This is a genomic window from Pseudoflavonifractor sp. MSJ-30, assembly GCF_018918045.1.
Taxonomy (GTDB): domain Bacteria; phylum Bacillota; class Clostridia; order Oscillospirales; family Oscillospiraceae; genus Faecousia.
In genome coordinates, this window is sequence record NZ_JAHLPU010000026.1 from 38,355 (window position 1) to 60,774 (window position 22,420).

At 57.0% G+C, this 22,420-nt stretch carries 20 protein-coding genes and 1 riboswitch; of the genes, 18 read left to right on the plus strand and 2 right to left on the minus strand.

Annotated features, from left to right (window positions below; genetic code table 11):
- Positions 1-96: 96 nt before the first annotated feature.
- From KQI10_RS04140 to KQI10_RS04190, 11 genes are all read left to right on the plus strand, one after another.
- On the plus strand, positions 97-1,506 hold the full coding sequence (locus tag KQI10_RS04140) for a pyruvate carboxylase subunit B (RefSeq protein ID WP_216566144.1): 1,410 nt from the start codon (positions 97-99) through the stop codon (positions 1,504-1,506).
- 12 nt (positions 1,507-1,518) lie between these two features.
- Positions 1,519-1,869: an OadG family transporter subunit gene (locus KQI10_RS04145; RefSeq protein WP_216566145.1), complete on the plus strand. Its 351-nt coding sequence runs from the start codon at positions 1,519-1,521 to the stop codon at positions 1,867-1,869.
- Between the two features lie 2 nt (positions 1,870-1,871).
- Entirely contained in the window at positions 1,872-2,285 is a 414-nt protein-coding gene (locus KQI10_RS04150; protein WP_216566146.1) for a biotin/lipoyl-containing protein, read from the plus strand.
- A 12-nt stretch (positions 2,286-2,297) separates the two neighbouring features.
- Positions 2,298-3,512: a sodium ion-translocating decarboxylase subunit beta gene (locus tag KQI10_RS04155; protein WP_216566147.1), complete on the plus strand. Its 1,215-nt coding sequence runs from the start codon at positions 2,298-2,300 to the stop codon at positions 3,510-3,512.
- A 158-nt stretch (positions 3,513-3,670) separates the two neighbouring features.
- Positions 3,671-5,539: a proline-rich domain-containing protein gene (locus tag KQI10_RS04160; protein ID WP_216566148.1), complete on the plus strand. Its 1,869-nt coding sequence runs from the start codon at positions 3,671-3,673 to the stop codon at positions 5,537-5,539.
- 212 nt (positions 5,540-5,751) lie between these two features.
- The gene (locus KQI10_RS04165) at positions 5,752-7,545 is read left to right on the plus strand and encodes an oleate hydratase (protein ID WP_216566149.1); all 1,794 of its coding nucleotides are present in this window, start codon (positions 5,752-5,754) and stop codon (positions 7,543-7,545) included.
- Between the two features lie 181 nt (positions 7,546-7,726).
- Positions 7,727-8,725 carry an asparaginase gene (locus KQI10_RS04170; RefSeq protein WP_216566150.1) on the plus strand — a complete coding sequence of 333 codons (999 nt, stop codon included), beginning with the start codon at positions 7,727-7,729 and terminating at the stop codon, positions 8,723-8,725.
- Between the two features lie 24 nt (positions 8,726-8,749).
- On the plus strand, positions 8,750-10,363 hold the full coding sequence (locus tag KQI10_RS04175) for a putative manganese-dependent inorganic diphosphatase (RefSeq protein WP_216566151.1): 1,614 nt from the start codon (positions 8,750-8,752) through the stop codon (positions 10,361-10,363).
- Between the two features lie 3 nt (positions 10,364-10,366).
- Positions 10,367-11,320, plus strand: coding sequence for a DNA polymerase III subunit (locus KQI10_RS04180; protein ID WP_216566152.1), 954 nt, complete (start codon positions 10,367-10,369; stop codon positions 11,318-11,320).
- 121 nt (positions 11,321-11,441) lie between these two features.
- Complete coding sequence (locus KQI10_RS04185) at positions 11,442-12,776, plus strand: stage 0 sporulation family protein (RefSeq protein ID WP_253285132.1); 1,335 nt, start codon at positions 11,442-11,444, stop codon at positions 12,774-12,776.
- A 150-nt stretch (positions 12,777-12,926) separates the two neighbouring features.
- Positions 12,927-13,790, plus strand: coding sequence for a DegV family protein (locus tag KQI10_RS04190; protein ID WP_216566153.1), 864 nt, complete (start codon positions 12,927-12,929; stop codon positions 13,788-13,790).
- Here KQI10_RS04190 and KQI10_RS04195 read toward each other — a convergent pair.
- Positions 13,708-14,571, minus strand: coding sequence for a hypothetical protein (locus tag KQI10_RS04195; protein ID WP_216566154.1), 864 nt, complete (start codon positions 14,569-14,571; stop codon positions 13,708-13,710). The genes KQI10_RS04190 and KQI10_RS04195 overlap by 83 nt on opposite strands.
- 58 nt (positions 14,572-14,629) lie before the next feature.
- Positions 14,630-14,821: a hypothetical protein gene (locus KQI10_RS04200; RefSeq protein WP_216566155.1), complete on the minus strand. Its 192-nt coding sequence runs from the start codon at positions 14,819-14,821 to the stop codon at positions 14,630-14,632.
- Between the two features lie 142 nt (positions 14,822-14,963).
- Positions 14,964-15,140: riboswitch (cobalamin riboswitch) on the plus strand.
- 144 nt (positions 15,141-15,284) lie between these two features.
- On the opposite strand from KQI10_RS04200, the gene KQI10_RS04205 reads away from it, so the two are divergent.
- From KQI10_RS04205 to KQI10_RS04235, 7 genes are all read left to right on the plus strand, one after another.
- A complete protein-coding gene (locus KQI10_RS04205) occupies positions 15,285-16,853 on the plus strand; it encodes an ABC transporter substrate-binding protein (RefSeq protein ID WP_216566156.1) in 1,569 nt (522 codons plus the stop codon).
- A 78-nt stretch (positions 16,854-16,931) separates the two neighbouring features.
- Positions 16,932-17,879, plus strand: coding sequence for a nickel ABC transporter permease (gene nikB / locus KQI10_RS04210; protein ID WP_216566157.1), 948 nt, complete (start codon positions 16,932-16,934; stop codon positions 17,877-17,879).
- Positions 17,876-18,703: a nickel transporter permease gene (nikC, locus tag KQI10_RS04215; RefSeq protein ID WP_216566158.1), complete on the plus strand. Its 828-nt coding sequence runs from the start codon at positions 17,876-17,878 to the stop codon at positions 18,701-18,703. The genes nikB and nikC overlap by 4 nt, the downstream gene beginning before the upstream one ends.
- A 4-nt stretch (positions 18,704-18,707) precedes the next feature.
- On the plus strand, positions 18,708-19,490 hold the full coding sequence (locus KQI10_RS04220; protein ID WP_216566159.1) for an ABC transporter ATP-binding protein: 783 nt from the start codon (positions 18,708-18,710) through the stop codon (positions 19,488-19,490).
- Positions 19,483-20,448 carry an oligopeptide/dipeptide ABC transporter ATP-binding protein gene (locus KQI10_RS04225; protein ID WP_216566160.1) on the plus strand — a complete coding sequence of 322 codons (966 nt, stop codon included), beginning with the start codon at positions 19,483-19,485 and terminating at the stop codon, positions 20,446-20,448. The genes KQI10_RS04220 and KQI10_RS04225 overlap by 8 nt, the downstream gene beginning before the upstream one ends.
- A gap of 6 nt (positions 20,449-20,454) precedes the next feature.
- Entirely contained in the window at positions 20,455-21,798 is a 1,344-nt protein-coding gene (locus KQI10_RS04230; RefSeq protein ID WP_216566161.1) for an MATE family efflux transporter, read from the plus strand.
- Between the two features lie 168 nt (positions 21,799-21,966).
- Positions 21,967-22,413 carry a hypothetical protein gene (locus KQI10_RS04235; protein ID WP_216566162.1) on the plus strand — a complete coding sequence of 149 codons (447 nt, stop codon included), beginning with the start codon at positions 21,967-21,969 and terminating at the stop codon, positions 22,411-22,413.
- Positions 22,414-22,420: the final 7 nt, after the last annotated feature.

The window sequence follows — 22,420 nt, forward strand, 5'->3', positions numbered from 1 at the left end:
TCTGCTGACTGTCTCGCAATGACAACGGAGTCTGTTTATCCCCAGAGATTTCCCCATTTGCCGTGGATATATTCATTTTAACGGAGGTTAAAACCAATGGCTCAGAAAGTCCAATTCACTGAAACCGTCCTTCGTGATGCAAACCAGTCTCTGATGGCTACTCGTATGCCTTTTGCCGATATGGAGGGCATTCTCTCCACTATGGACAAGGCCGGCTACTATTCCGTCGAGTGCTGGGGCGGCGCTACCTTTGACAGCTGCCTGCGTTACCTGGATGAGGATCCCTGGGAGCGGCTGCGCAATTTCCGCAAGGCCATGCCCAACACCCGTCTGCAGATGCTGCTGCGGGGCCAGAACCTGCTGGGTTACAAGCACTATCATGACGACGTTGTAGAGAAGTTCGTAGAGCTGTCCATCAAGAACGGCATCGACGTTCTGCGTATCTTCGACGCTCTGAACGATTTCCGCAATATCCGCACCGCTCTGGAGGCTACCAAGAAGTACGCCACCAAGAACACCGTGGCTTCCGGCTGTATTTCCTACACCCAGTCCCCTGTACACACTCCCGCCAAGTACGCCGAGATGTGCAAGGAGCTGCAGAGCATGGGCTTTGACACCATCTGCCTGAAGGACATGGCCGGTACCATGAGCCCCAACGAGGCTGAGCAGCTGTTCAAGGGCATTAAGGACGCAGGCGTGACCCTGCCTCTGGTGCTGCACACCCACTGCACCACCGGTATGGCTTACATGACCGTTATGAAGGCTGTGGAAGCCGGTGTGGACATCATCGACACCGCCACCTCCTGCTTCTCCAACGGCACCTCTCAGCCCGCCACCGAGACCATTTACTATGCCCTCAGCGAGCTGGGCATTGAGACCGGCCTGAATGAGAAGGTCATCAACGAAGTCAACGACTACTTCAAGCCCGTCAAGCAGAAGTACATCGACTCCGGCCGCATCAATCCCAAGTCCATGGGTACCGACGCCCAGGCTCTGGTCTACAAGGTCCCCGGCGGCATGCTGTCCAACATGATCGCCAACCTGACCGATATGCACGCCATGGATAAGTTCGACGCCGCTCTGGCCGAGATTCCCTCCGTCCGGAAGGACATGGGCTATCCTCCTCTGGTCACTCCTCTGTCCCAGATGGTTGGCAACCAGGCCGTTACCAACGTTCTGGTGGGCGAGCGCTACAAGAACATCTCCAAGGAAGTCAAGGCTTACTTCAAGGGCGAGTACGGCATTGCCCCCGCTCCCGTGGACGCCGACCTGGAGAAGCGCATCCTGGACGAGGCCGGTATGACCGCTCCTCAGGACTGCCGTGTGGAAGACAGCAAGCGCACCGGTAAGGAGTTTGAGGACGCCAAGGCTGCTCTGGGCGATCTGGCTCAGTCCGAAGAGGATGTCATGAGCTATATCTGCTTCCCCGCTCAGGCCGAGAAGTTCCTGGAAGGCCGCAAGGCAAAGGAAGAGAACAAGGTTACCTATACCATTACCGAAGCCTAAGGAGGATGCCTTATGCTGCTTACTTCTGATATTACCATCGGCGAGGCCGGTGTGTACGCGCTGCTGGGCTATGCCGTGGTTTTCTTCGGCATCGTTCTGCTGATGCTGGTTGTCATGGTTCTGGGCAAGTACTTCGCTTCCAAGAATACGAAGCTGGCCGCCACCGCTGCCGCTGCCGCCCAGGCTGTTGCCCCCGCCGCTCCTGCCGCCGCCCCCAAGGCTGTGGCTCCCGGTTCCGCCGGTGAACTGAAGCTCCATGATGTGGAGCCCAAGACCGCAGCCATGCTCATGGCCATCGTGGCCGACAAGATGGGCAAGCCTCTGAACGAGCTGCGCTTCATTTCCATTAAGGAGGTCAAATAATCATGAAATATAAAGTGACTCTGAAGGGCCGTACTTACGAGATCGAGGTTGAAGCCGGTGAGGCCATCCTGCTGGACGAGTACGAAGCCATTGCGCCTTCCGCACCTGCCGCCGCTCCCGCAGCCGCTCCTGCCGCTGCCCCTGCTGCCCCTGCTGCCGCTGCCGCTCCCGCTCCTGCCGCCGCTCCTGTGGTGACCGGCGCCGGTGAGCCCGTCAACGCCCCCATGCCCGGCAACATCCTGAAGGTCAACGTCACTGCCGGTCAGGCTGTCAAGTCCGGTGACGTTCTGTGCGTCCTGGAGGCTATGAAGATGGAGAACGAAATCATGGCTCCCAAGGACGGAACCGTTACCCAGGTTCTGGTCTCCAAGGGTGCCAACGTGGACACCGGTGCGCCTCTGGTCGTGATCGGTTAAGGAGGGCTTCCAATGAATGTTGGTGCTATCCTTGGAAAGCTGTGGGGTAATTCCGGTTTTTCCGCGATTATTACCGGCTTTGTCTCCAATAACGGCTGGCAGAACCTGGTGATGCTGGCCATCGCCTGCGTACTACTGTACCTGGCCATTGTCAAAAAGTTCGAGCCTCTGCTGCTGGTTGGCATTGCCTTTGGCTGTCTGCTGACCAACCTGCCCAACGCCGGGTTGTATCATCAGGACCTGTGGAATGATTTCATGGACCCCGCAAGTCCCTTCTTCCACAGCTTCGGCCAGATCATGCGGCAGGGCGGTCTGCTGGACATCTTCTACATCGGTGTCAAGACCTCCCTGTACCCCTGCCTGATTTTCATGGGCGTTGGCGCCATGACCGACTTTGGTCCTCTGATCTCCAACCCCAAGAGCCTGCTGCTGGGCGCTGCCGCACAGCTGGGCGTGTTCGTTGCCTTCTTCGGTGCCGTTTGCATGGGCTTTAAGGGAACTGAAGCCGCTTCCATCGGCATCATCGGCGGCGCTGACGGCCCCACCGCCATCTTCCTGACCACAAAGTTGGCCCCCCATCTGCTGGGCGCCATCGCCGTGGCAGCCTATTCCTACATGGCCCTGATTCCTCTGATTCAGCCCCCCATTATGAATCTGCTGACCACCCCCGAGAGCCGCAAGATCAAGATGGTCCAGACCCGCAACGTGACCAAGACCGAGAAGGTTATCTTCCCCATTATGGTCACCATGTTCGTGGCACTGCTGCTGCCTGACACCGCTCCTCTGATCGGCTGCCTGATGCTGGGCAACCTGTTCAAGGAGACCGGCTGCACCGACCGTCTCAGCGATACTGTGCAGAACGCTCTGATGAACATCGTCACCATCCTGCTGTCCACTGCCGTGGGCTCCACCATGGTGGGTTCCTCCTTCCTGACCGCGCAGACCCTGAAGATTGTCGTTCTGGGCGTAGTCGCCTTCGGCATCTCCACCGCCGGCGGTCTGCTGGGCGGCAATGTCATGTGCTGGGCCACCAAGGGCAAGGTCAATCCTCTGATTGGCTCCGCCGGTGTTTCCGCCGTTCCTATGGCTGCCCGTGTGGCCAATAAGGAAGGCCAGAAGGCCAACCCCTCCAACTTCCTGCTGATGCACGCCATGGGCCCCAACGTGGCCGGCGTTATCGGCTCCGCCATCGCCGCAGGCTTCCTGCTGAGCGTCTTCGGCGGCTAAGCATATTCCTTCCCTGCCCCGGTTTTGCCAGTGCAAAACCGGGGCGGTTTTTTATTCTCAATTCATTCATTTCTTTTTCAGGTGTTTTTCAGGTCGGCGGGGTATAACAATGCCATAAAAACAAACGGTCCCAAAGGCCGGGAAGGAGAACCAGAATTATGTTTGAGAAATTGATTTCTATCGTGTTGTCCGCTGCCATAACCCTAAGCTTGGCGGCTTGCTCCCGGAATACCCAAACGGAGACGACCATAGCGGCGACCACGGCCACAGAGCAGGCCGAAACCAGCCTGACCGGGAAGATCACTGCCATTGAAGGCAGCACCGTTACACTTTCCCTTGGCAGTCTGACAGAGGGACAGCCCGGCGACATGGACAGTCAGGCCCCGCCGGATATGTCGGGCAGCGATAACAGCCAGACCCCCCCGGATGCCCCCAGCGGAAACAACAGTCAAACGCCGCCCGAGAAGCCGGAGGGTGACAGCAGCCAGACACCCCCTGAGATGCCCAGCGGCAGCAATAGTCAGGTCCCCAGTGGAAACGCTGGCCAGACGCCGCCTGATAACCCCGGCGACGACAGTGCTCAGGCTCCCGGCAACGGTCAGATGCCCAAAGGACAGCCCGACGGTATGAATTTCCAGGAAAGCGGCGAGGCCCGCACCCTGGATCTGTCCAATGCCGAAATCACCAAAAACGAGCAGAGCGTCACTGTAGATACTCTGGCGGTGGATGACATTCTGGTGCTGACACTGAGCTCTGACGGAACCGCGGCAGCCGTGCAAGTGCTCTCTGCGCAGGGCCAGAGCGGCGGTATGCCCGGCGGCTTCGGCGGCAGCGGCGAAGTGACCCAGGGCACCAGCGCCAATACCATCTCCGAGGATGGCAGCTACACCGGCGAATTCCTCTCTCAGGGAGATGACGAGAACGCCCTGCGTGTTGACGGTGCGGCCGTGACCCTGAAGGATATCGTTGTAAAGAAAACCGCCGGTTCCAGCTCCAACACGGAGGACGGCGACTTTTACGGCATGAACGCCGCTCTGCTTGCCACCAACGGCGCAACCGTCACTATTGAGAATGCTCAGGTGGAATCCTCTGCCCAGAACGGCAACGGCGTGTTCAGCTACGGCGAGGGCACTGCCGTGAACATCTCCAATTCCACCATCACCACCACCGCCGACAATTCCGGCGGCATCCAGACCACCAGCGGCGGTACCACCAACGCCTCCGGCCTGACCGTCACCACCTCCGGCAATTCCGCCGCGGCCATCCGGTCCGACCGGGGCGGCGGAACGGTCAATGTGGACGGCGGCACCTATACCTCCAACGGCCTGAACTCCCCGGCGGTCTACTCCACAGCGGACATTACCGTAAAGAACGCGCTTCTGACCGCCAGCAATTCCGAAGCTCTGGTCATTGAGGGCAAAAACAGCATCGCCCTTTCCGACTGCACCGTTTCCGGCTCCATGACGGATCAGGGCACCAGCTCCGACGAAAACATCCACACCGTCATGATTTATCAGTCTATGTCCGGCGACGCCCAGGTGGGTACCTCCACCTTCACCATGGAAGGCGGCAGCCTGACAGGTACGGCTGGGGATCTGTTCTATGTTACCAACACACACAGTATCATCACCCTGAAAAACGCGGCTCTGAGCAATCTGGACACATCCGGCGCGCTGCTGCGCGTCGTGGGCAACTCCGCCAGCCGCGGCTGGGGCACCGCCGGAAGCAACGGCGCCCAGGTGGAGCTGACGGCCCAGGCCCAGACCTTGGAGGGCAATATTTTTGTGGACACCATCTCCACCCTGAATCTGACATTGGAGGACGGAACGGAATTCACAGGCACTGTGAATATCCTTGACAATGCCCAGAGCGGTGCCGCCGTAGACAATAACGCCGTTGTCACCATCAGTGAAGGCTGCACCTGGACCCTCACCGGCGACTGCGCCATCACAAGCCTTACGAACAACGGTACTCTGAACCTGAATGGCTACACCATCACCCTGGCAGACGGCACCGTGATCCGCTGATTCTAAACAAATCCCCCGGATTGCCAAAAAATACAGCAGCACCGGCTCCGTGCTGAAAACTCTATCACCCCCGATTTTCTGTTCATAGTCAGAACGGATAATCGGGGGTATACTAATGCCATCAGAAAAAACAAAACGCACCCCAAAATATCCGGCGGCTCGCAATGCCATCCGCGTTTGGGGTACACAGGAAACTATGGAGGTAAGGTTTTATGTATTATTCCGCAGGCACTTATGAAGCATTCGCACATCCTGAAAAGCCCCAGGGCGTGGACAGCAAGTCCGCTTATATCATCGGCACCGGCCTTGCCGGTCTGACTGCCGCATTCTACCTGGTCCGTGACGGCCAGATGAAGGGCGAGCGCATCCATCTGCTGGAAAAGCTGGATCTGGCCGGCGGCAGCTGCGATGGCCGGAAGGACGTTTCTAAGGGCTTCTATATGCGCGGCGGCCGGGAAATGGACAACCATTTTGAGGTCATGTGGGATGTATTCCGGGATGTTCCCTCTATTGAAACCCAGGGCGTGTCCGTGCTGGATGAATACTACTGGCTCAACAAGCACGACCCCAACTATTCCCTCTGCCGTGCTACCGTGAAGTGCGGTCAGGATGCCCACACCGACAAGCAGTTCAAGCTGGACCGGGAGTCCGCCATGGCCCTTTCCAAGCTGTTTATGACCCCGGAAAGCCAGCTGGAAGACAAGAAGATTTCTGACATCCTGCCGGATTCTTTCTGGGATACCAACTTCTGGCTCTACTGGCAGACCATGTTCGCATTCCAGCGTTGGTCCAGCGCACTGGAAATGAAGCGGTACCTCTGCCGCTATGTCCACCACATTGACGGCCTGCCCGACTTCTCCGCCCTGCGCTTCACCAAGTACAACCAGTATGAGAGCATGATTTTGCCTCTGGTCCGCTATCTGGAAGCCCATGGTGTGAAAGTAGAGTTCGGCATGGACGTGAAGAACGTGGTCATCGACCATGTGGGTGACCGGCAGATTGCCCGGAAGATCGTCTACGTCAAGGACGGCGTGGAACAGTCCATCGACCTGGTGGAAGATGACCTGGTGTTCATCACCAACGGCTGCTGCACCGACACCTCCTGCTACGGCGACCAGACCCACGCCCCGGACCTCAGCGGCATCGTTAATGGCTGCGGCGAGAGCTGGGATCTGTGGAAGAACATTGCCGCCCAGGCCAAGAACGGCGAGTACGGCAATCCCGATGCCTTCTGCTCCGATGTGGAAGCCACCAACTGGATGAGCGCCACCGTGCAGACCAAAGACGAGAAGATCATCCGCCACATTATGGATATCTGCCAGCGTGACCCCCGTGCCGGGAAAGTCACCACCGGCGGCATTGTCACCGTCAAGGACAGCACCGACAACTGGTACCTCAGCTGGACCATCAACCGTCAGCCCCAGTTCAAGGCCCAGGACAAGGACACCGTTCTGGTTTGGGTATACGGCCTGACCACCAACAAGCCCGGCCAGTTCGTCAAGAAGGCCATGCGGGAGTGCACCGGCGAAGAGATCTGTCAGGAGTGGCTGTACCACATCGGTGTGCCCGAGGAGGAGATCCCCGAGCTGGCGGAGAGCGCCTGCAACACCACCACCTGCTATATGCCCTATATCAACGCCTTCTTCCAGCCCAGAAAGGAATCCGACCGTCCTAAGGTCGTGCCCGACGGCGCTGTGAACTTCGCCTTCATCGGCCAGTTCGCCGAGACCCCCAGAGACACCATCTTCACCACCGAGTACTCCATGCGTACCGGTATGGAATCCGTCTACACCCTGCTGAACGTAGACCGGGCCGTTCCCGAGGTCTGGGGCAGCAAATACGACGTCCGGGAACTGCTGCGCGCCTGCTACTACGCCATCGACAAGAAGCCCATTTCCCAGGCTCCTCTGTCCTTCAAGGAAAAGGAAATGCTGAAAATCCTCATCAAAAAGACCCGTGGCACCGACATTGAGCTGCTGCTGAAAGAAAGCGGACTCATCGAGTAACCGCTGTCCGTTTCAATATTAGCCCCGCTGTAAGAGGACATGGTGGGACGGCAAATCTGCCGTCCCACCGTTTTTGCCCCTTTACGGTGGGGCTTTTCCCATACTTTCAGAAAAATACTTGCTATTTTGGCCCCCAATGGCTATAATGTTATGCAGAGATCGTATTTTTTCAGGAGGATGCATGAAAAAGCATATTTTGCTGCTGACCACCGGCGGCACCATTGCCTGTGCCCCCGGCGGGGAGGGGCTGGAGCCCCAGAAAAGCTCCATTATGGAGCGGGAGCTGGAGCAGCTGCGCAGCTACTATGATATCACCGTCAAGGACGTAATCTGCCTGGACTCCTCCAACATCACCCCGGAGGAATGGCAGCTCATCGCCCGGGCGATTTTTGAAAATCGGCTGGATTACGACGGCGTCGTGGTCTCCCACGGTACGGACACCATGGCCTATACGGCTTCGGCGGTAACCTTTCTGCTGCCGGATATCGACCGACCCGTGGTCTTCACCGGCTCTCAGCTTCCTCTGACGGACATGCTCTCCGACGGCCCCGCCAATCTGCGGACGGCCTTCGCCATGGCGGCTTCGGGCCGCAGCGGCGTATTCCTGGCCTTTGACCGAAAGGTCATGCTGGGCTGCCGGGCGGTAAAGGTGCGTGCCTCCGGCTTTTCCGCTTTTGAAAGTGTCAACGCCCGCTATGTAGCCACAGTCACCAATCAGGGACTGGTGGTGGACGAGCAGGCGCTGCCCATTCCGCACGGCCCCGCCCAGCTGAAGCCCATGCTGAGCCGGGAAGTCTTTCTGCTGAAGCTGACGCCGGGCCTGAGCCCTGCCATTTTCGATATGCTGGCGGCCATGGGCTACAAGGGCATCGTCATTGAGGCCTTCGGCCTTGGCGGCGTCAATGTGCTGCACAAGGGGCTGCGGGGCATCCGCAGAGCCGTGGAGGACGGCATCAGCGTCGTCATCACCACCCAATGCCTGTACGACAGCGCCGACCTGCGGGTCTACCAGGTGGGCAATAAGCTTTTGGAGCTGGGTGTTATTCAGGGCATGGATATGACCTCAGAGGCTGCCTACACCAAGCTCATGTGGGGCCTGGGACAGGGTATGGATCAAAAACAGATTGCAAATCTTTTCGCCGCCAGCCTGGCGGGAGAAATACAGCCGAAAACAGAGTAAATTCAACCATCAAGGAGGAGATTTATGGATCCCATTTATGTAACCGGGCACAGAAACCCGGACACAGACTCTATCGTTGCCGCCATGGCCTATGCGGCCCTGCGCAACGCCGTAGGAGACCGGGAGTATAAAGCCGCATGCCTGGGCCGTGTATCCGACGAGACCCAACTGGTGCTGGATCGCTTCGGCTTTGAGGCTCCCAAGCGCATAACCAGTATGTACACCCAGGTTCAGGACCTGGATTTTGATACGCCCCCGGTGCTGGACGCCAACGTCACCGTAGCCCAGGCCTGGAAGACCTTCCAGGCGCAGCCCAGCATTCCCGCCCTCCCCGTAGCCAACGAGGACGGCACCCTGTACGGCATGCTCTCCAAGGACTATATCGCTACATACAATATGGACCTGATCGCGGGGGCCGAGTTGGCGGATGTGCCCCTGTTCAATGTGCTGTCCGCCCTGGAGGGCAAGGTACTCAACGACGCCGGCGACCAGGTGGACACCATCTCCGGCAAGGTCACCATTGCGCTGCCCCATGACCGGGAGAGCCTGCTGTGGAGCCGGAAGGACTCCATCGTCTTCTGCGGCCATCAGCCGGATATGATCCGCCGGGCGCTGGAAATGAATGTCACCGCCGTAGTTCTGTGTCAGGCGGAGCTGTGTGAGGAGCTGCGGAACTTCCCCACCACTACCTGCATCATCTCCACGCCCTATGCCGCCTATCGGGCCACCCGCATGATCTTCCAGTCCACCCCCATTGGCCGCATCTGCCGCCGGGATGGTCTGGTCTGCTTCCATCTGGAGGACCGTGTGGACGACGTAAAAGAAACCGTACTGAAGCACAGAGAGTCCTGCTACCCCATTCTGGACGGGGATGAAAGAATCGCGGGCGTACTGAGCCGGTATCACCTGCTGCGGCCCCGCCGGAAGCGGGTGGTTCTGGTGGACCACAACGAAGCCGCTCAGTCCGTACCCGGTCTGGAGGAGGCAGAGATTCTGGAGATCATCGACCACCACCGTCTGGCAGATATTCAGACCACCAACCCCATCTACGTCCGCAATGAGCCTGTAGGCTCCACCAATACGATTCTTGCCGGAATGTACCAGGATCGGGGGCTGATGCCCTCCAAGGGCATGGCCGGTATGATGGCGGCGGCCATTCTCTCCGACACCGTTATGTTCAAATCCCCCACCTGCACGGAGCGGGACCGGAAAATGGCGGAACGGCTGGCCCGCATGGCCGACGTCTCTCTGGACGAGCTGGGCAAGGCCATCTTCTCCGGTTCTCTGGGCAACAAGACAGCCCAGGAGCTGCTGTTTACAGACTACAAGGAATTCCACATCGCCGGCCATGACTTTGCCGTCTCTCAGATCACCTGCGTGGACAGCCCCAGCATGCTCCAGCGCAAGGACGAGTTCCTGGAGTATATGCGTAAGCAATGCGAAAAGGAGAATCTGGTGATGGTACTGCTGATGCTGACGGATGTGCTGCTGGAAGGCACCCAGCTGCTGTATGTGGGCGACGACGATACCATTCAGCAGGCCTTCGGCGTTACGCCCAAGGACAATACCGTGTTCCTGCCCCATGTCATGAGCCGCAAGAAGCAGATCATCCCCATGCTTTCCGCCTTGTGGGGCTAAAAAATGGGCTTCGAAAGACTGCTTGGAAACGAGCATATCAAAGCAAATCTGGAAATGAGCCTGGAAAAAGGCCATATTTCCCATTTTTATCTGATTTCCGGCCCGGAGGGGTCCGGCAAGCACACCCTGGCGGACCTTCTGGCCGCGGCCATCCTCTGCCAGGGGGCCCACAAGCCCTGCGGCAGCTGTACCCCCTGCCGGAAGGTGCGGGAAAAAGTCCATCCGGACTACATCACCATTGACGACCCGGAAAAGAAGACCGTCCCCGTAGACCTGATCCGTGAGGCCCGGGCGGATATTTACATCCAGCCCAACGAATCCGAGCATAAGATCTACCTCTTTCCCCGGGCCCAGGATATGGGTCTGCCGGGGCAGAACGCCCTGCTGAAGGTGCTGGAGGAGCCGCCGTCCTACGGTGTTTTCATTCTGCTGACCACCAACGCGGATGCCCTGCTGCCCACGGTCCGCTCCCGCTGCACGGAACTGCGGATGCAGCCTCTGCCCGGGAATCTGCTGCGGGGGGTTCTGGAACAGGAATACACCGGTGTATCCGCCGAGGCCATTTCTGCCGCGGCGGAACGCGGCGGCGGCTTTCTGGGTCAGGCCAAACGCCTTTTGGACGAGGACGGCCAGGTACGTCAGGAGACAGCAAGGCTTGTGGATGCCCTGTGCAAAAAGGACGCGCTTCTGCTCATGCAGCTGCTGGTGCCTCTGGAAAAAAGCAAACGGGATGCCCTCGCAGAGCTTTTACAGGACTGGCAGATGCTGCTGGAAAACGCCCTCACCGCCTCCTGCGGCATGCGCACCGTCTCCGACCAGGCCCGCCGCCTGGCCGCCGCCCTGGACAGCCGTACCCTCCACCGGCAGTACACCCTGGTCCGCAAGGCCAGAGAGTATACCTTAGGCAACGTCTCCCCCGCCGCCGTGTGCGGCTACCTGGAGTGGGCGCTGCGATAAAACGATCCGCCGAAGCAAAGCAATATTCGAATTGACAATTTATCCACCACCAGGCCAATATTTACAAAGTACTTCGAAATTTTCCGCGTCTGCGGTTATGGATAAAAGTTAGGAGAACACTATGGAACAAACCAATACTCCGGAGCTGGTCTCCGTTGTTGATATTCAGTTCCGGCCGGGGCAGAAGGTCTACTTCTTTGACCCGGACGGGCTTACCCTTGTCCAGGGAGACCATGTGATCATGGATACCGCCCGGGGTGAGGAATTTGGCATCTGTGCCAGCGGCATCCACAGGGTGCCGAAAAAGGACGTTGTGGCGCCTCTGCGGAGGATCCTGCGAAAGGCCAGCGCCCAGGACGAGAAGATTGTCGCTGAAAACCGTGCCAAAGAGGCCAAGGCAGAGGCCGTCTGCGCGCAGAAGATCCAGTCCCACGGTCTGGACATGCAGTTGGTCAGTGCGGAATGCGCCTTCGACGGGAGTAAGATTCTTTTCTATTTCACCGCTGACGAGCGGGTGGATTTTCGGGAGCTGGTCAAGGATCTTGCCAGCGTTTTCCACACCCGCATCGAGCTGCGGCAGATTGGCGTCCGGGATAAGGCCAAAATGGTAGGCGGCCTGGGCATCTGCGGACGGCCCTTCTGCTGCGCCAGTTTTCTGGATGATTTCCAGCCTGTTTCCATCAAAATGGCCAAATCTCAAAACCTGAGTCTGAATCCCACCAAGATTTCCGGCACCTGCGGACGGCTCATGTGCTGCCTGAAATATGAGCAGGACACCTATGAAGCCCTGATCCGCACCAGCCCCAAGCCGGAATCCTTTGTGGATACCCCCGAGGGCCGGGGCACCGTCATTGAGGCGGACATTCTGCGCCAGCGGGTCAAGGTGCGTATGGAGAACAACCCCGATACCATTTCCACCTTTGCCAATGAGGAAGTGGCCGTGCTGCGCAGCGGCAAGGCCAAGAAGAACGATCCTCCCATCCCCGCGGATCTGGCCCCCATTTCCGGAAGCGGCATACGGCCCAAGGCGGCTCCGAAGCAGGAGGATGCCATGGTGCTGGAGCCGATCCGCTTCCGCTACAGTACAGAATCCATTGTAGACGAGCCGGAGGCTCCGGCGGAATCTGCCCCGGAAGCGGAAGAACGTCCTCAGAAGCCCCGGCGGAATGACCGCCGCCGTTCCAGAGGCCCCAAGCCCGAAACCCGCCAGCAGGCACAGAATCCCGCACCGCAGCAGGAGCAAAAACCGGAGCGGCCCAGAAAGCCCCGCCCTCCCAGAGATGAGCAGGGTACCCCCGCTGAGCAGAAATCTTCCGCGGCAGTCCAAAAAATCGCCGGAGAAAGTTTGAAGGAGGGGGCTTCCCCCAGCGGCGAGCAGAAGAACCGCCGTCGGGGAAACTACAGAAATTACCGCAGAAACAGAGGCTCCGCCCGGAATTCCGGCGAGAATTCTTGAGATAGGCCGAATTCTACCCATAGTAGAGTTCTCAAAGGCGGTAGAGTAGAGTGCGTTCACCGTGCAGTCGATACCCGGCTGCACGGTTTTCCTTGCCCAAAATGCATAAACAGCCTATAATGGTTATCAAAGAAAACGGAGGGATGACAAATGGCTTTTATCGTATTTGCGGACGGCAGCGCCAACCTGCCGAAGGATTGTCTGGAAGGCATCACCCTGCTGCCCTGCAGCTATTGTGTTGACGGGGTACAGAAGGAATATCAGGGCGACATAGACAGCTTTGATGTCCACCACTATTATGATTCTCTGCGCGGCGGCGCCAAAATCACCACCAGTCTGCTCAATACCCACCTGTTCCTGGAGCATTTCCGGGAAGCTATGGAAGCCGGGCAGGACGTGGTATATGTTTCCATGTCCTCCGGCATCAGCGGCACCTATCAGGCAGCCGTGAACGCCAAGCATGAACTGGAAGAGGAATATCCGGACCGCTATATTCATATCGTGGATTCCCACGGCTGCGGCTTCGGCAGCGGTCTGCTTGCCATCCGCGCCGCGGAGCTGAGCCGGGAAGGCAAAACAGCCCGGGAGTCCGGCGCTTTGCTGGATGCGGATGTGCCCCATATTTGCCAGTATTTCACCGTGGACGACCTGAACTTTCTGAAGCGCAGCGGCCGGGTCAGCGGAGCCACTGCCATGATCGGCACCGTGCTGAACATCAAGCCCATTCTCTACGGTGACGCCACGGGTCACATTGTCTCCTGCGCCAAAGTCCGGGGCCGGAAAAAGGCCATCGACGCGCTTGTGGAAAAGTACGCCCAGAAGCAGCTCGACGCGGAGCATCGGATCGTCGCCATTTCTCACGGTGACTGCCCGGAGGATGCCGAGATTCTGGCAGAAAAGGTTCGGGCCGTAGCAAATCCCGGCAAACTCATCATCGTCCCGCACGAGCCCTTCTCCGGCGCCCATGTGGGCCCCGGTATGCTGGCCCTGTTCTTCCACGGATCGGAGCGGTAACGGGCAGAAAGGCAGCTGATTCAGGCAGGTGGTGCTTCTTCTGAATCTGCACCACCTGCTTCAGGTACTCCGCCTCACCCTTCAACTCCGCATTGGTCCCATGGTACACCACCTTCGGCGTACCATCTTCATTCACAACCTTGCTCGCCTTGGTGGGATTCTTCTCCCAGTCGCCGAACCACTTCTTGAAATTCTCCGTTTCCGTCTGGTCAGAAACGCTATTGACATTTCTGCTGCTTTTGCGTATACTGTCCCCAGAGGAATCCCCAGTAATGGCGTTACGCGGTTCTACCGCTGTGACGGCGGAGTGGGATTCCTCTTTTTTCAGTTCAAACTTCACTGGCGTCAAATCGACAACATCATAGAAAACAGCGTCCCCATTTTTGGTAATCCCGACTGCAACTTCTGCACTGTATGTGGAATCCCCCGCTTCAATCAGCGTTTTCCCGTGGTCGAAATCAACAAATTTGTCTGATCTTGGATGTATCACCCCACCATCTCGCGCCCAATCCGTTGCCGCAATCACAACGTCATCCACAGCACTTGCCGCTCTCATTTTGTCAGCAAAAGCGGAAGGATTATTTCTTGCAAGCCGAATCGTGTCTTTCGATCTTGTGTATTCGTCTCTGGATACCTTGTTAACTTTTCTCGTGATACCATTTACAACGATACCGTCCGAGAACTTCATCAGCGCTTTTGCGGCTGCTTTTTGCGCCGCTTTTTTTGTTTCACTGTTCCAATGCTCCGTGTCCAGGTTGGCCAAAATGTCATCGTCAACCACAGCTACAAATCTTCCGTCTGTGGTCGTCCTCAGCGAATACTTCTCGCCCCCCCGGGCGTTATTTTTGCCCGTCCCGGCTTCCGTTCCGCGCAGGATGCACAGGCCCTGTATCCGCCACAATATAGGTCTGCGCCCCTGTATCGGTGTCCTTCATGACGATTACATCGTATTTGTACAGGTTGTCTTTCATAAACGTATCCAGAGCATCGCGTCCGGCAGCGGCGGATTGCGGGAAATCGGCTGAAAGCATATCACGGGACGCCGCCCGCTTAGCAGCGGTCGGTTTCCCGCGTTTTGATGTTTATCGATAAAAATGTGTTTTATTCTACAATTATTTTATTGACAAAACAAATAGGTTGTGCAATAATAACAAAAAGTTCACAAAGTCGGCCCTTTGGCCGCTGAAAATAAGTTCGGGCATTTGCCCGATGAAAAGGGAAGCCGGTGTGATTCCGGGACGATCCCGTCACTGTGATAGCCAGGATGCAGCATGATGCCACTGATTTTTTTGGGAAGGCGCTGCAGACGTAACTTAAGTCAGGAGACCTGCTTATTTTTGAGAATGCACTTGCGTCGGACAAGGATCATTCCGCAAAATGCAGCTGTCACCATTTTTCGGTGGCGTCTCCTTTGCGTATGTTTTTTGGTCGGACGGAAGTCCGGCCTTTTTTTGCGCCGTATTTTGGGAACAAATTATGAAAGGATGACAAGGTATGAAACATCGGAAAACATGGCTGGCGTTGCTTCTGTGCGCCGCGCTGCTGCTCTCCGGCTGCGCCGGGAAGCAGGGAGAAGACAAAGAGGAGACATCCCAAAAGGTACTGAACTTCGGCTGTCAGATGTACGATGACGGGTCCGTCAACACAGCTATGGCCATCAGCTCCTCCTGGAACTGTATGCGCTATGGTGTCAGTGAAGCACTGTTTCGATTTGACGACAATATGAATGTGGAGCCATGGCTGGCGGAGAGCTATACGGTCAACGACGAGCATACCCAGTGGGTCATTACCCTGAAAAAGGATATCAAATTCTCCGATGGCTGTCCCCTTACTCCCTCCAGCGTGAAGGCCTATTTTGATTACCTGAAAGAGGTGGGCCCCGGCGGCTCCGCCAAGCCCCAGAAATACCTGGAATATGAGGCGGAGGTGACTGCCGATGACGCCGCCAATACCGTTACCATCGTGACCTCCAAACCCTACGCCAATCTGCCCGGCCAGCTGGCCTATCCGGTGATGGCGATTCTGGATGTGGAGCATACGAAGGATTTTGACAACGGCGCCATCGGTACCGGTCCCTACATGATCGATAAATTCAACGGCGTGGGTGTGGGTTACGACATGAAAGCCAACCCCAACTATCGGGAAAAAGTCCCCTATGACAAGGTCCATATTCTCTTTATGGGCGATGCTTCCGCCAAGACCATGGCGCTGCAGAGCGGTCAGGTGGATCTGGTGGAGAACATCACCAATGTTTCGGACATCCAGAACTTCCAGCAGGACGCCAATTACACGGTGGACATTGCCTCCGGTGTACGCTGCGGCTTCAGCTGGATGAACCTGAACGGTGTCCTGGGCAACAAGACCCTCCGTCAGGCAATTCTCATGGGCATTGACTATGATACCATCTGTTCCTCCAAGACCATTGGCGGCCTGTACACTGCCGGCTTCTCCGTTCTGCCCTCCACATTGAACTATGGCTATGACAAGCTGGTAAATCCCTATAAGTATGACCCTGAGGGGGCAAAGAAACTGCTGGACGATGCGGGCATCGTGGACTCCGATGGCGACGGCTTCCGGGAACTGGACGGAAAGAAAATCGACCTGCGCTATGTTTCCTATGAAAACCGGATGCTCAATGATTTCTCCAATGCCCATATGCAGTATCTGGCGGAAATCGGCATTGCCTGCACTGCGGATTTCGGCAGCTCGGACGATCAGTGGAGCAAGCTGGCGGCCGGCGAGTATGATCTCAACAACAACAACTGGACCACAGTGGGCACCGGCGATCCCTTTGAGTATATGGCAAACTGGACCACAGAGGGTACCTACTGCGGCTACAGCAATCCCGAATACGATGCTCTGTATGAGCAGCTCAAGGGTGAAATGGACGGAGAAAAACGGGCAGACCTGATCCGTCAGATGCAGCAGATCGTCATTGACGATGCGCTGGTCATTGTGGACGGCTACTACAATTCCTCCATGATCTACTCCAAGAACGTAGGTTACGCCCACATCCATACGGCGGACTACTACTGGCTGACCACGGAGATCGTACCTGCGTAAAGAAAACCAGTTCTCGCACAGCCGGGGCTTCGGTCTCGGCTGTGTATGTAGTGTATGTAAAAGAGAGGAGAATCGGCCTTGAAGAAGAAGAAACTGGCTCTTCGGCTGGCACAGATTCTGGTGGTGCTGGTGGGCATCAGCTTTGTGACCTTTTTGCTGACCTACCTGTCCCCGGGAGACCCCGTGCGCAATATGTACACTGCCGCGGGGATCATGCCCACGGAGGAACTGGTGGCGGAGACCAGAGAAGAACTGGGCCTCAACGATCCGCTGCCGACCCAGTATCTCCGCTGGCTGCGGAACTGTCTGCGGGGGGACTTTGGAAAATCCTATACGCTGAACAAGCCGGTGACAGAGCTGCTTCTGGGACGGCTTTGGCCCACGGTGAAGCTGACCCTGCTTTCCATGGGGCTGATGCTGCTTATGGCGGTGCCTCTTGGCATGCTGTCCGCGGTTTATAAGGACCGGTGGATCGATTATCTGGTACGGGGGCTGACCTTTATAGGCTGTGCCATGCCGAATTTCTGGGTGGGCCTGCTGCTGATGCTGGCGTTCTGCGTTCATATAAATGCCTTTCCCGTCATCAGTTCTGCCGGGGATCTGCGCAGTATTTTTCTGCCCGCCCTGACGCTGGCCCTGGCCATGTCCTCTAAATATACCAGACAGGTCCGCACGGCGGTTCTGGAAGAACTGAATCAGGACTATGTGGTGGGGGCAAGAGCCAGAGGGGTTCGGGAATCCGTGATTCTGTGGCGGAACGTGTTCCCCAATGCGCTGCTGCCCCTCATTACCATGTTTGGACTGTCCGTAGGCAGTCTGCTGGGTGGTACCAGTGTGGTAGAAGTCATTTTTTCTTATCCCGGACTGGGAAATCTGGCGGTTTCGGCCATCACTTCCAGCGACTATAATCTGATTCAGGGGTACGTCCTCTGGCTGGCACTGATTTACATGGTCATCAATCTTCTGGTAGACGCCTCCTATGGGGCCGTAGACCCCAGAATGCGGGCAAAGGAGCAGATACGATGAAAAAGAAAAATTTCTTCCTTGCCCATAAGCAGTTTACGTTTTTCCTGATTCTGGCACTGCTGATCATTCTGGGAGCGGTATTTGCCCCGGTGGTGACCGGCGGCGCAGACCCGCTGAAGGGTTCTCTGACGGAGGCTCTGGAGGCACCCAGCCGGGCGCACATTTTTGGCACCGACAAAATGGGCCGGGATATTTTTACCCGGGTTATTTACGGAGCAAGGGCTTCTCTCAGCGCGACCTTTGGCGTGGTCGCACTGATTTTTCTGGTTGGCACAGCGGCAGGCGTGACGGCAGGATATTTTGGCGGCTGGGTCGATGGGGTGATTATGCGCGTTGCGGATATGATGCTGGCCTTTCCCGGCCTGGTGCTGGCGCTGGCTGTTGCCGGAATTATGGGGGCCAGCAGCCGGAACGCAATCATCGCCATTGTTCTGGTCAACTGGACCAAGTACGCCAGGCTTTCCAGAAGCCTTGTATTGAAGATCCGGGACCGGGATTATGTGTCGGCGGCCATTGTGACCGGCTCCAAAACAAAGCATATGCTTTTTTCTTATATGCTTCCCAATGCCCTGCCCACGCTGATCATTACGGCAACGACAGATATTGGCGGCATGATGCTGGAATTGGCGGCACTGTCGTTTCTGGGCTTCGGTACCAGACCCCCCGCGCCGGAATGGGGCTATATGCTGAACGAAGGCCGCGCCTGTATGCAGTCCGCACCATGGATGATGATTTTTCCGGGATTGGCCATTTTTCTGGTCGTTGTGGTTTTTAACATGCTGGGAGATTCCGTGCGGGATATTCTTGACCCCAAGGAGGCGTAGAAAAATGCTGGAACTGGACCATGTTTCCATAGCCTATGGGGAAACACAGGCTGTGGAGAATTTTTCTTTGCATATGGAACCCGGTGAGATTGTCAGTCTGGTGGGCGAGAGCGGCAGCGGGAAAACCAGCGTGATCCGTGGGATTCTGGGCCTGCTGCCGGGAGGCGGTGCTGTTACCCAGGGGGAAATTGTATTTGACGGAAAGGATCTTCTGGATATTCCCCCGGAGCAGTGGCGCGCCATCCGGGGGCGGGAAATTTCCATGATTTTTCAGGGCAGCGGGGCCATGATGAATCCTACCCGCAAAATCGGCACCGTTTTTGCGGAGTATCTGCGAACCCATGAAAAACTGACAAAAAAAGAAGCCTGGGAAAAAGGAACCCAAATGCTTGCCAGAATGCGACTGCCAAGCCCTGAAAATATCATGCGCTCCTATCCCTTTCAGCTTTCCGGCGGTATGCAGCAGCGGGTGGGCATTGCCATGGCCATGAGCTATGAGCCGAAGCTGCTGTTGGCGGATGAACCCACCTCTGCGCTGGATGTGACGACCCAGGCCCAGATCGTCGGGGAGATGGCCAGACTGCGCCGGGATTATGGAACGGCAATTCTGCTGGTCACCCATAATCTGGGCGTTGCCGCCTATTTGTCAGACCGTATTCTGGTGATGCGTCAGGGGCGCATTGAGGAGGCGGGGGACCGGGACTCCATTCTTAAATCTTCCACCAATGCCTATACAAGGAGTCTGCTGGAATCCGTTCCGACGATGGGAGGTGTGCGCTATGTCTGAACCGGAAGTGATCATGGAGGCCCTGCATGTTTGCAAAAGCTATCCCGCTTCTGACGGCCGATGGCTGCGGGCAAATGAGGATGTGTCACTGCAGCTGGTAAAGGGAAAAACGCTGGGCCTTGTAGGAGAATCCGGCTGCGGCAAAAGCACATTTATGCGATTTTTGGTAGCGCTGGACCAGCCGGACAGCGGGAAGATTCTGTACCGGGGTCAGGATATTACAGCCCTTCGGGGAGAGACGCTGCGGCAGACACGGCGGCACATTCAGATGGTTTTTCAGGATCCCGGCGCATCCTTCAATCCCAAAATGAAAGTGCGGGATATTGTCTGTGAGCCTTTGCTGAATTTTGGCCTGATCACCCCAAAAGAAAAGGCAGCGGTATGCCGCAGCCTTCTGGAAATGGTGGAGTTGCCCGGAGACTTTGCAGACCGTTATCCCCACAGCATGAGCGGCGGTCAGCGGCAGCGGGTAGCAATTGCCCGGGCGTTGGCCCTCCAGCCTGAAATCCTGATTTTGGATGAGGCAACGGCGGCACTGGATGTATCCGTACAGAAAAATATAATCGAACTGATCGTTAAACTTCAGAGAGAGCGGGGCCTTACCATAGGCTTTATCTGCCATGACATTGCTTTGGTGCAGAGCGTGGCCCATCAGGTGGCGGTCATGTATCTGGGCAGGGTGGTAGAGGTTTTACCCGGGGAGAATTTGCGCAGTGAGGCACGGCACCCCTATACCCGTGCGCTCATCGATGCGGTTCTGGACCTGGATACGGACCCGAGAAAGCCTGTAACGGTTATTGACTCGGAGCCGCCCAGCCCTCTGGATATTCCGGCGGGCTGCCCTTTCCGGGACCGCTGCGGCCAATGCTTTGAAAAGTGCGCCAGAGAAAAACCGGAGATGCGCTGGCTGTCCAAAGAACACGGCGTGGCCTGTCATCTGGTTTCTGAGGAAGGGTAGGATGCCGTGAAAAAAAACGGAAGTCTGATTTCCGGCCCCATCGGTTCCGCGCTGCTGGCCTTTGCGGTGCCGCTGATGCTCAGCAGTCTGGTGCAGCAGCTGTATGTGACGGCGGATGCGGTGATCGTTGGGCGCATTGCCGGCAAGACCGCACTGGCGGCCATTGATTCCGTGCATACGCTCTTTCGGTTTCCCATCAATTTTATGAACGGTCTTGCCGCCGGGGCGACCATCCTGATTTCCCGGCACTTCGGTGCGGAGAACCGGGACGGATTGCGCTCGTGTATGCTCTCAGCGGTCGCCTTGGCAGTGGCACTGGGAATCCTGTGCGCAGTGGGAGGGGTTCTGCTGACGCCTGTGCTTTTGCAGTTCATGCAGGTCCCGGAGGAAATCTATGCCCAGACCCTGAGCTATACGAGAATCTATTTCGGGGGCATTTGGGCCATGATCTTATACAACATGGCCTCCGGCATCCTGCGTGCCTTTGGAAACTCCAAAAGCCCCCTATACATTCTGCTGGTCAGCTCGATGATCAATATTGTGGGAGATATTCTGCTGGTGGGCGCACTGGGGATGGGAACCGCGGGTGCGGCAATCGCAACGGTTTTCGCCCAGATGGTCAGCGCGGCCATGGCACTGTGGATGGCAGGGAAAAACCTGCCGCAAAGGCTCGGCGTCCGGCGGCTCCGGCGGTGGCTGGAACACCTGTGGGCCATGGTACGGACCGGCATTCCGCTGGCGCTGCAATCGGTGCTGTTTCCGGTGGCCAACTCCATTGTGCAGGCAGCGGTGAATACGATGGGAACAGATACCATTGCGGCCTGGGGCATCTGCGACAAGCTGGACATGCTGATCTGGCTCCTGGCAGACGCCATGGGACCGGCACTGACGACCTACACCGCCCAGAACATGGGGGCGGGACGTTGGGACAGGGTCTGTAAAGGCAACCGGATCGGTGCGGCCATGTCCGTGGCCGCGGTGGGTATGGTAAGCCTTGCTCTATATTTCCTGACTGGCCCATTGGGCGGCCTGTTTGTTCCCGTGCAGGATGCGGCGGCAGTGGTACCCCAGGCGGCTGCATTCATGCGGCGAATGGCTCCATTTTTCCTGTTTTATGCCTTGGCGGAGAGTTTTTCCGGCGCATGCTGCGGAACAGGCGATACGGTAAGGCCCATGATTCTGACGCTTTTGTCCATCTGTCTTCTGCGGGTACTGGGAATTCTGCTGCTGCTTCCCAGACAGCATACCATGGAATGTATCATCGATATCTATATCGCCTCCTGGATCGCAGCGGGCATCGGGTTCCTGAGCCTGTGGCAGTGGGAGAAAAAAAGAGTTCAAAAGGCGTAAATAAGCTGCCATGAAACAAAAAACGGCGGGCGTATTGCTGCCCTTGCCAACAAAAATCTGTTTCATCACAGCACAATGCAATCATTTGCAAAGCGTTTGACAAATGGGTTTTCCTGGGGTAAAATGAGGAAAAACGCCGGGATAGGCGCATCTCAAGGAGGCTCTGTCATGGAAGAACAGAAGACAAATGAAAATCAGCTCCTGCTGCTGGCAAAAATTCAAACGGCACTGCTGGGGGCCGTGCTGGCCCTGCTGCTGATCGGCGGCATTTTTGCGGGCGTGCAGTTGAACCGGGCCATGCAGATCTTCAAGGGCGTGGACACAGAACAGCTCAACGGTCTGATTCTCTCTCTGCAGAACACCGCTGCGGATTTGGAGAATCTGGATATGGATTCCGTTGCAAAAACTGTGGAGGCTCTGCAGAGCGCCGCCAAAAATCTGGCCGATGTAGATATGGACGCCGTAAACGACGGCATCCTGGCACTGTCCGACGCCGCGGAAAATCTACAGGGGCTGGATATCGAGAAGCTCAACGATCTCATCACATCCCTGGAAAAAACCGCCGCACAGATGGAAAAGACCTCCGCGGCCTTCGGAAAACTCTTCGGAAAATAAAGCATCG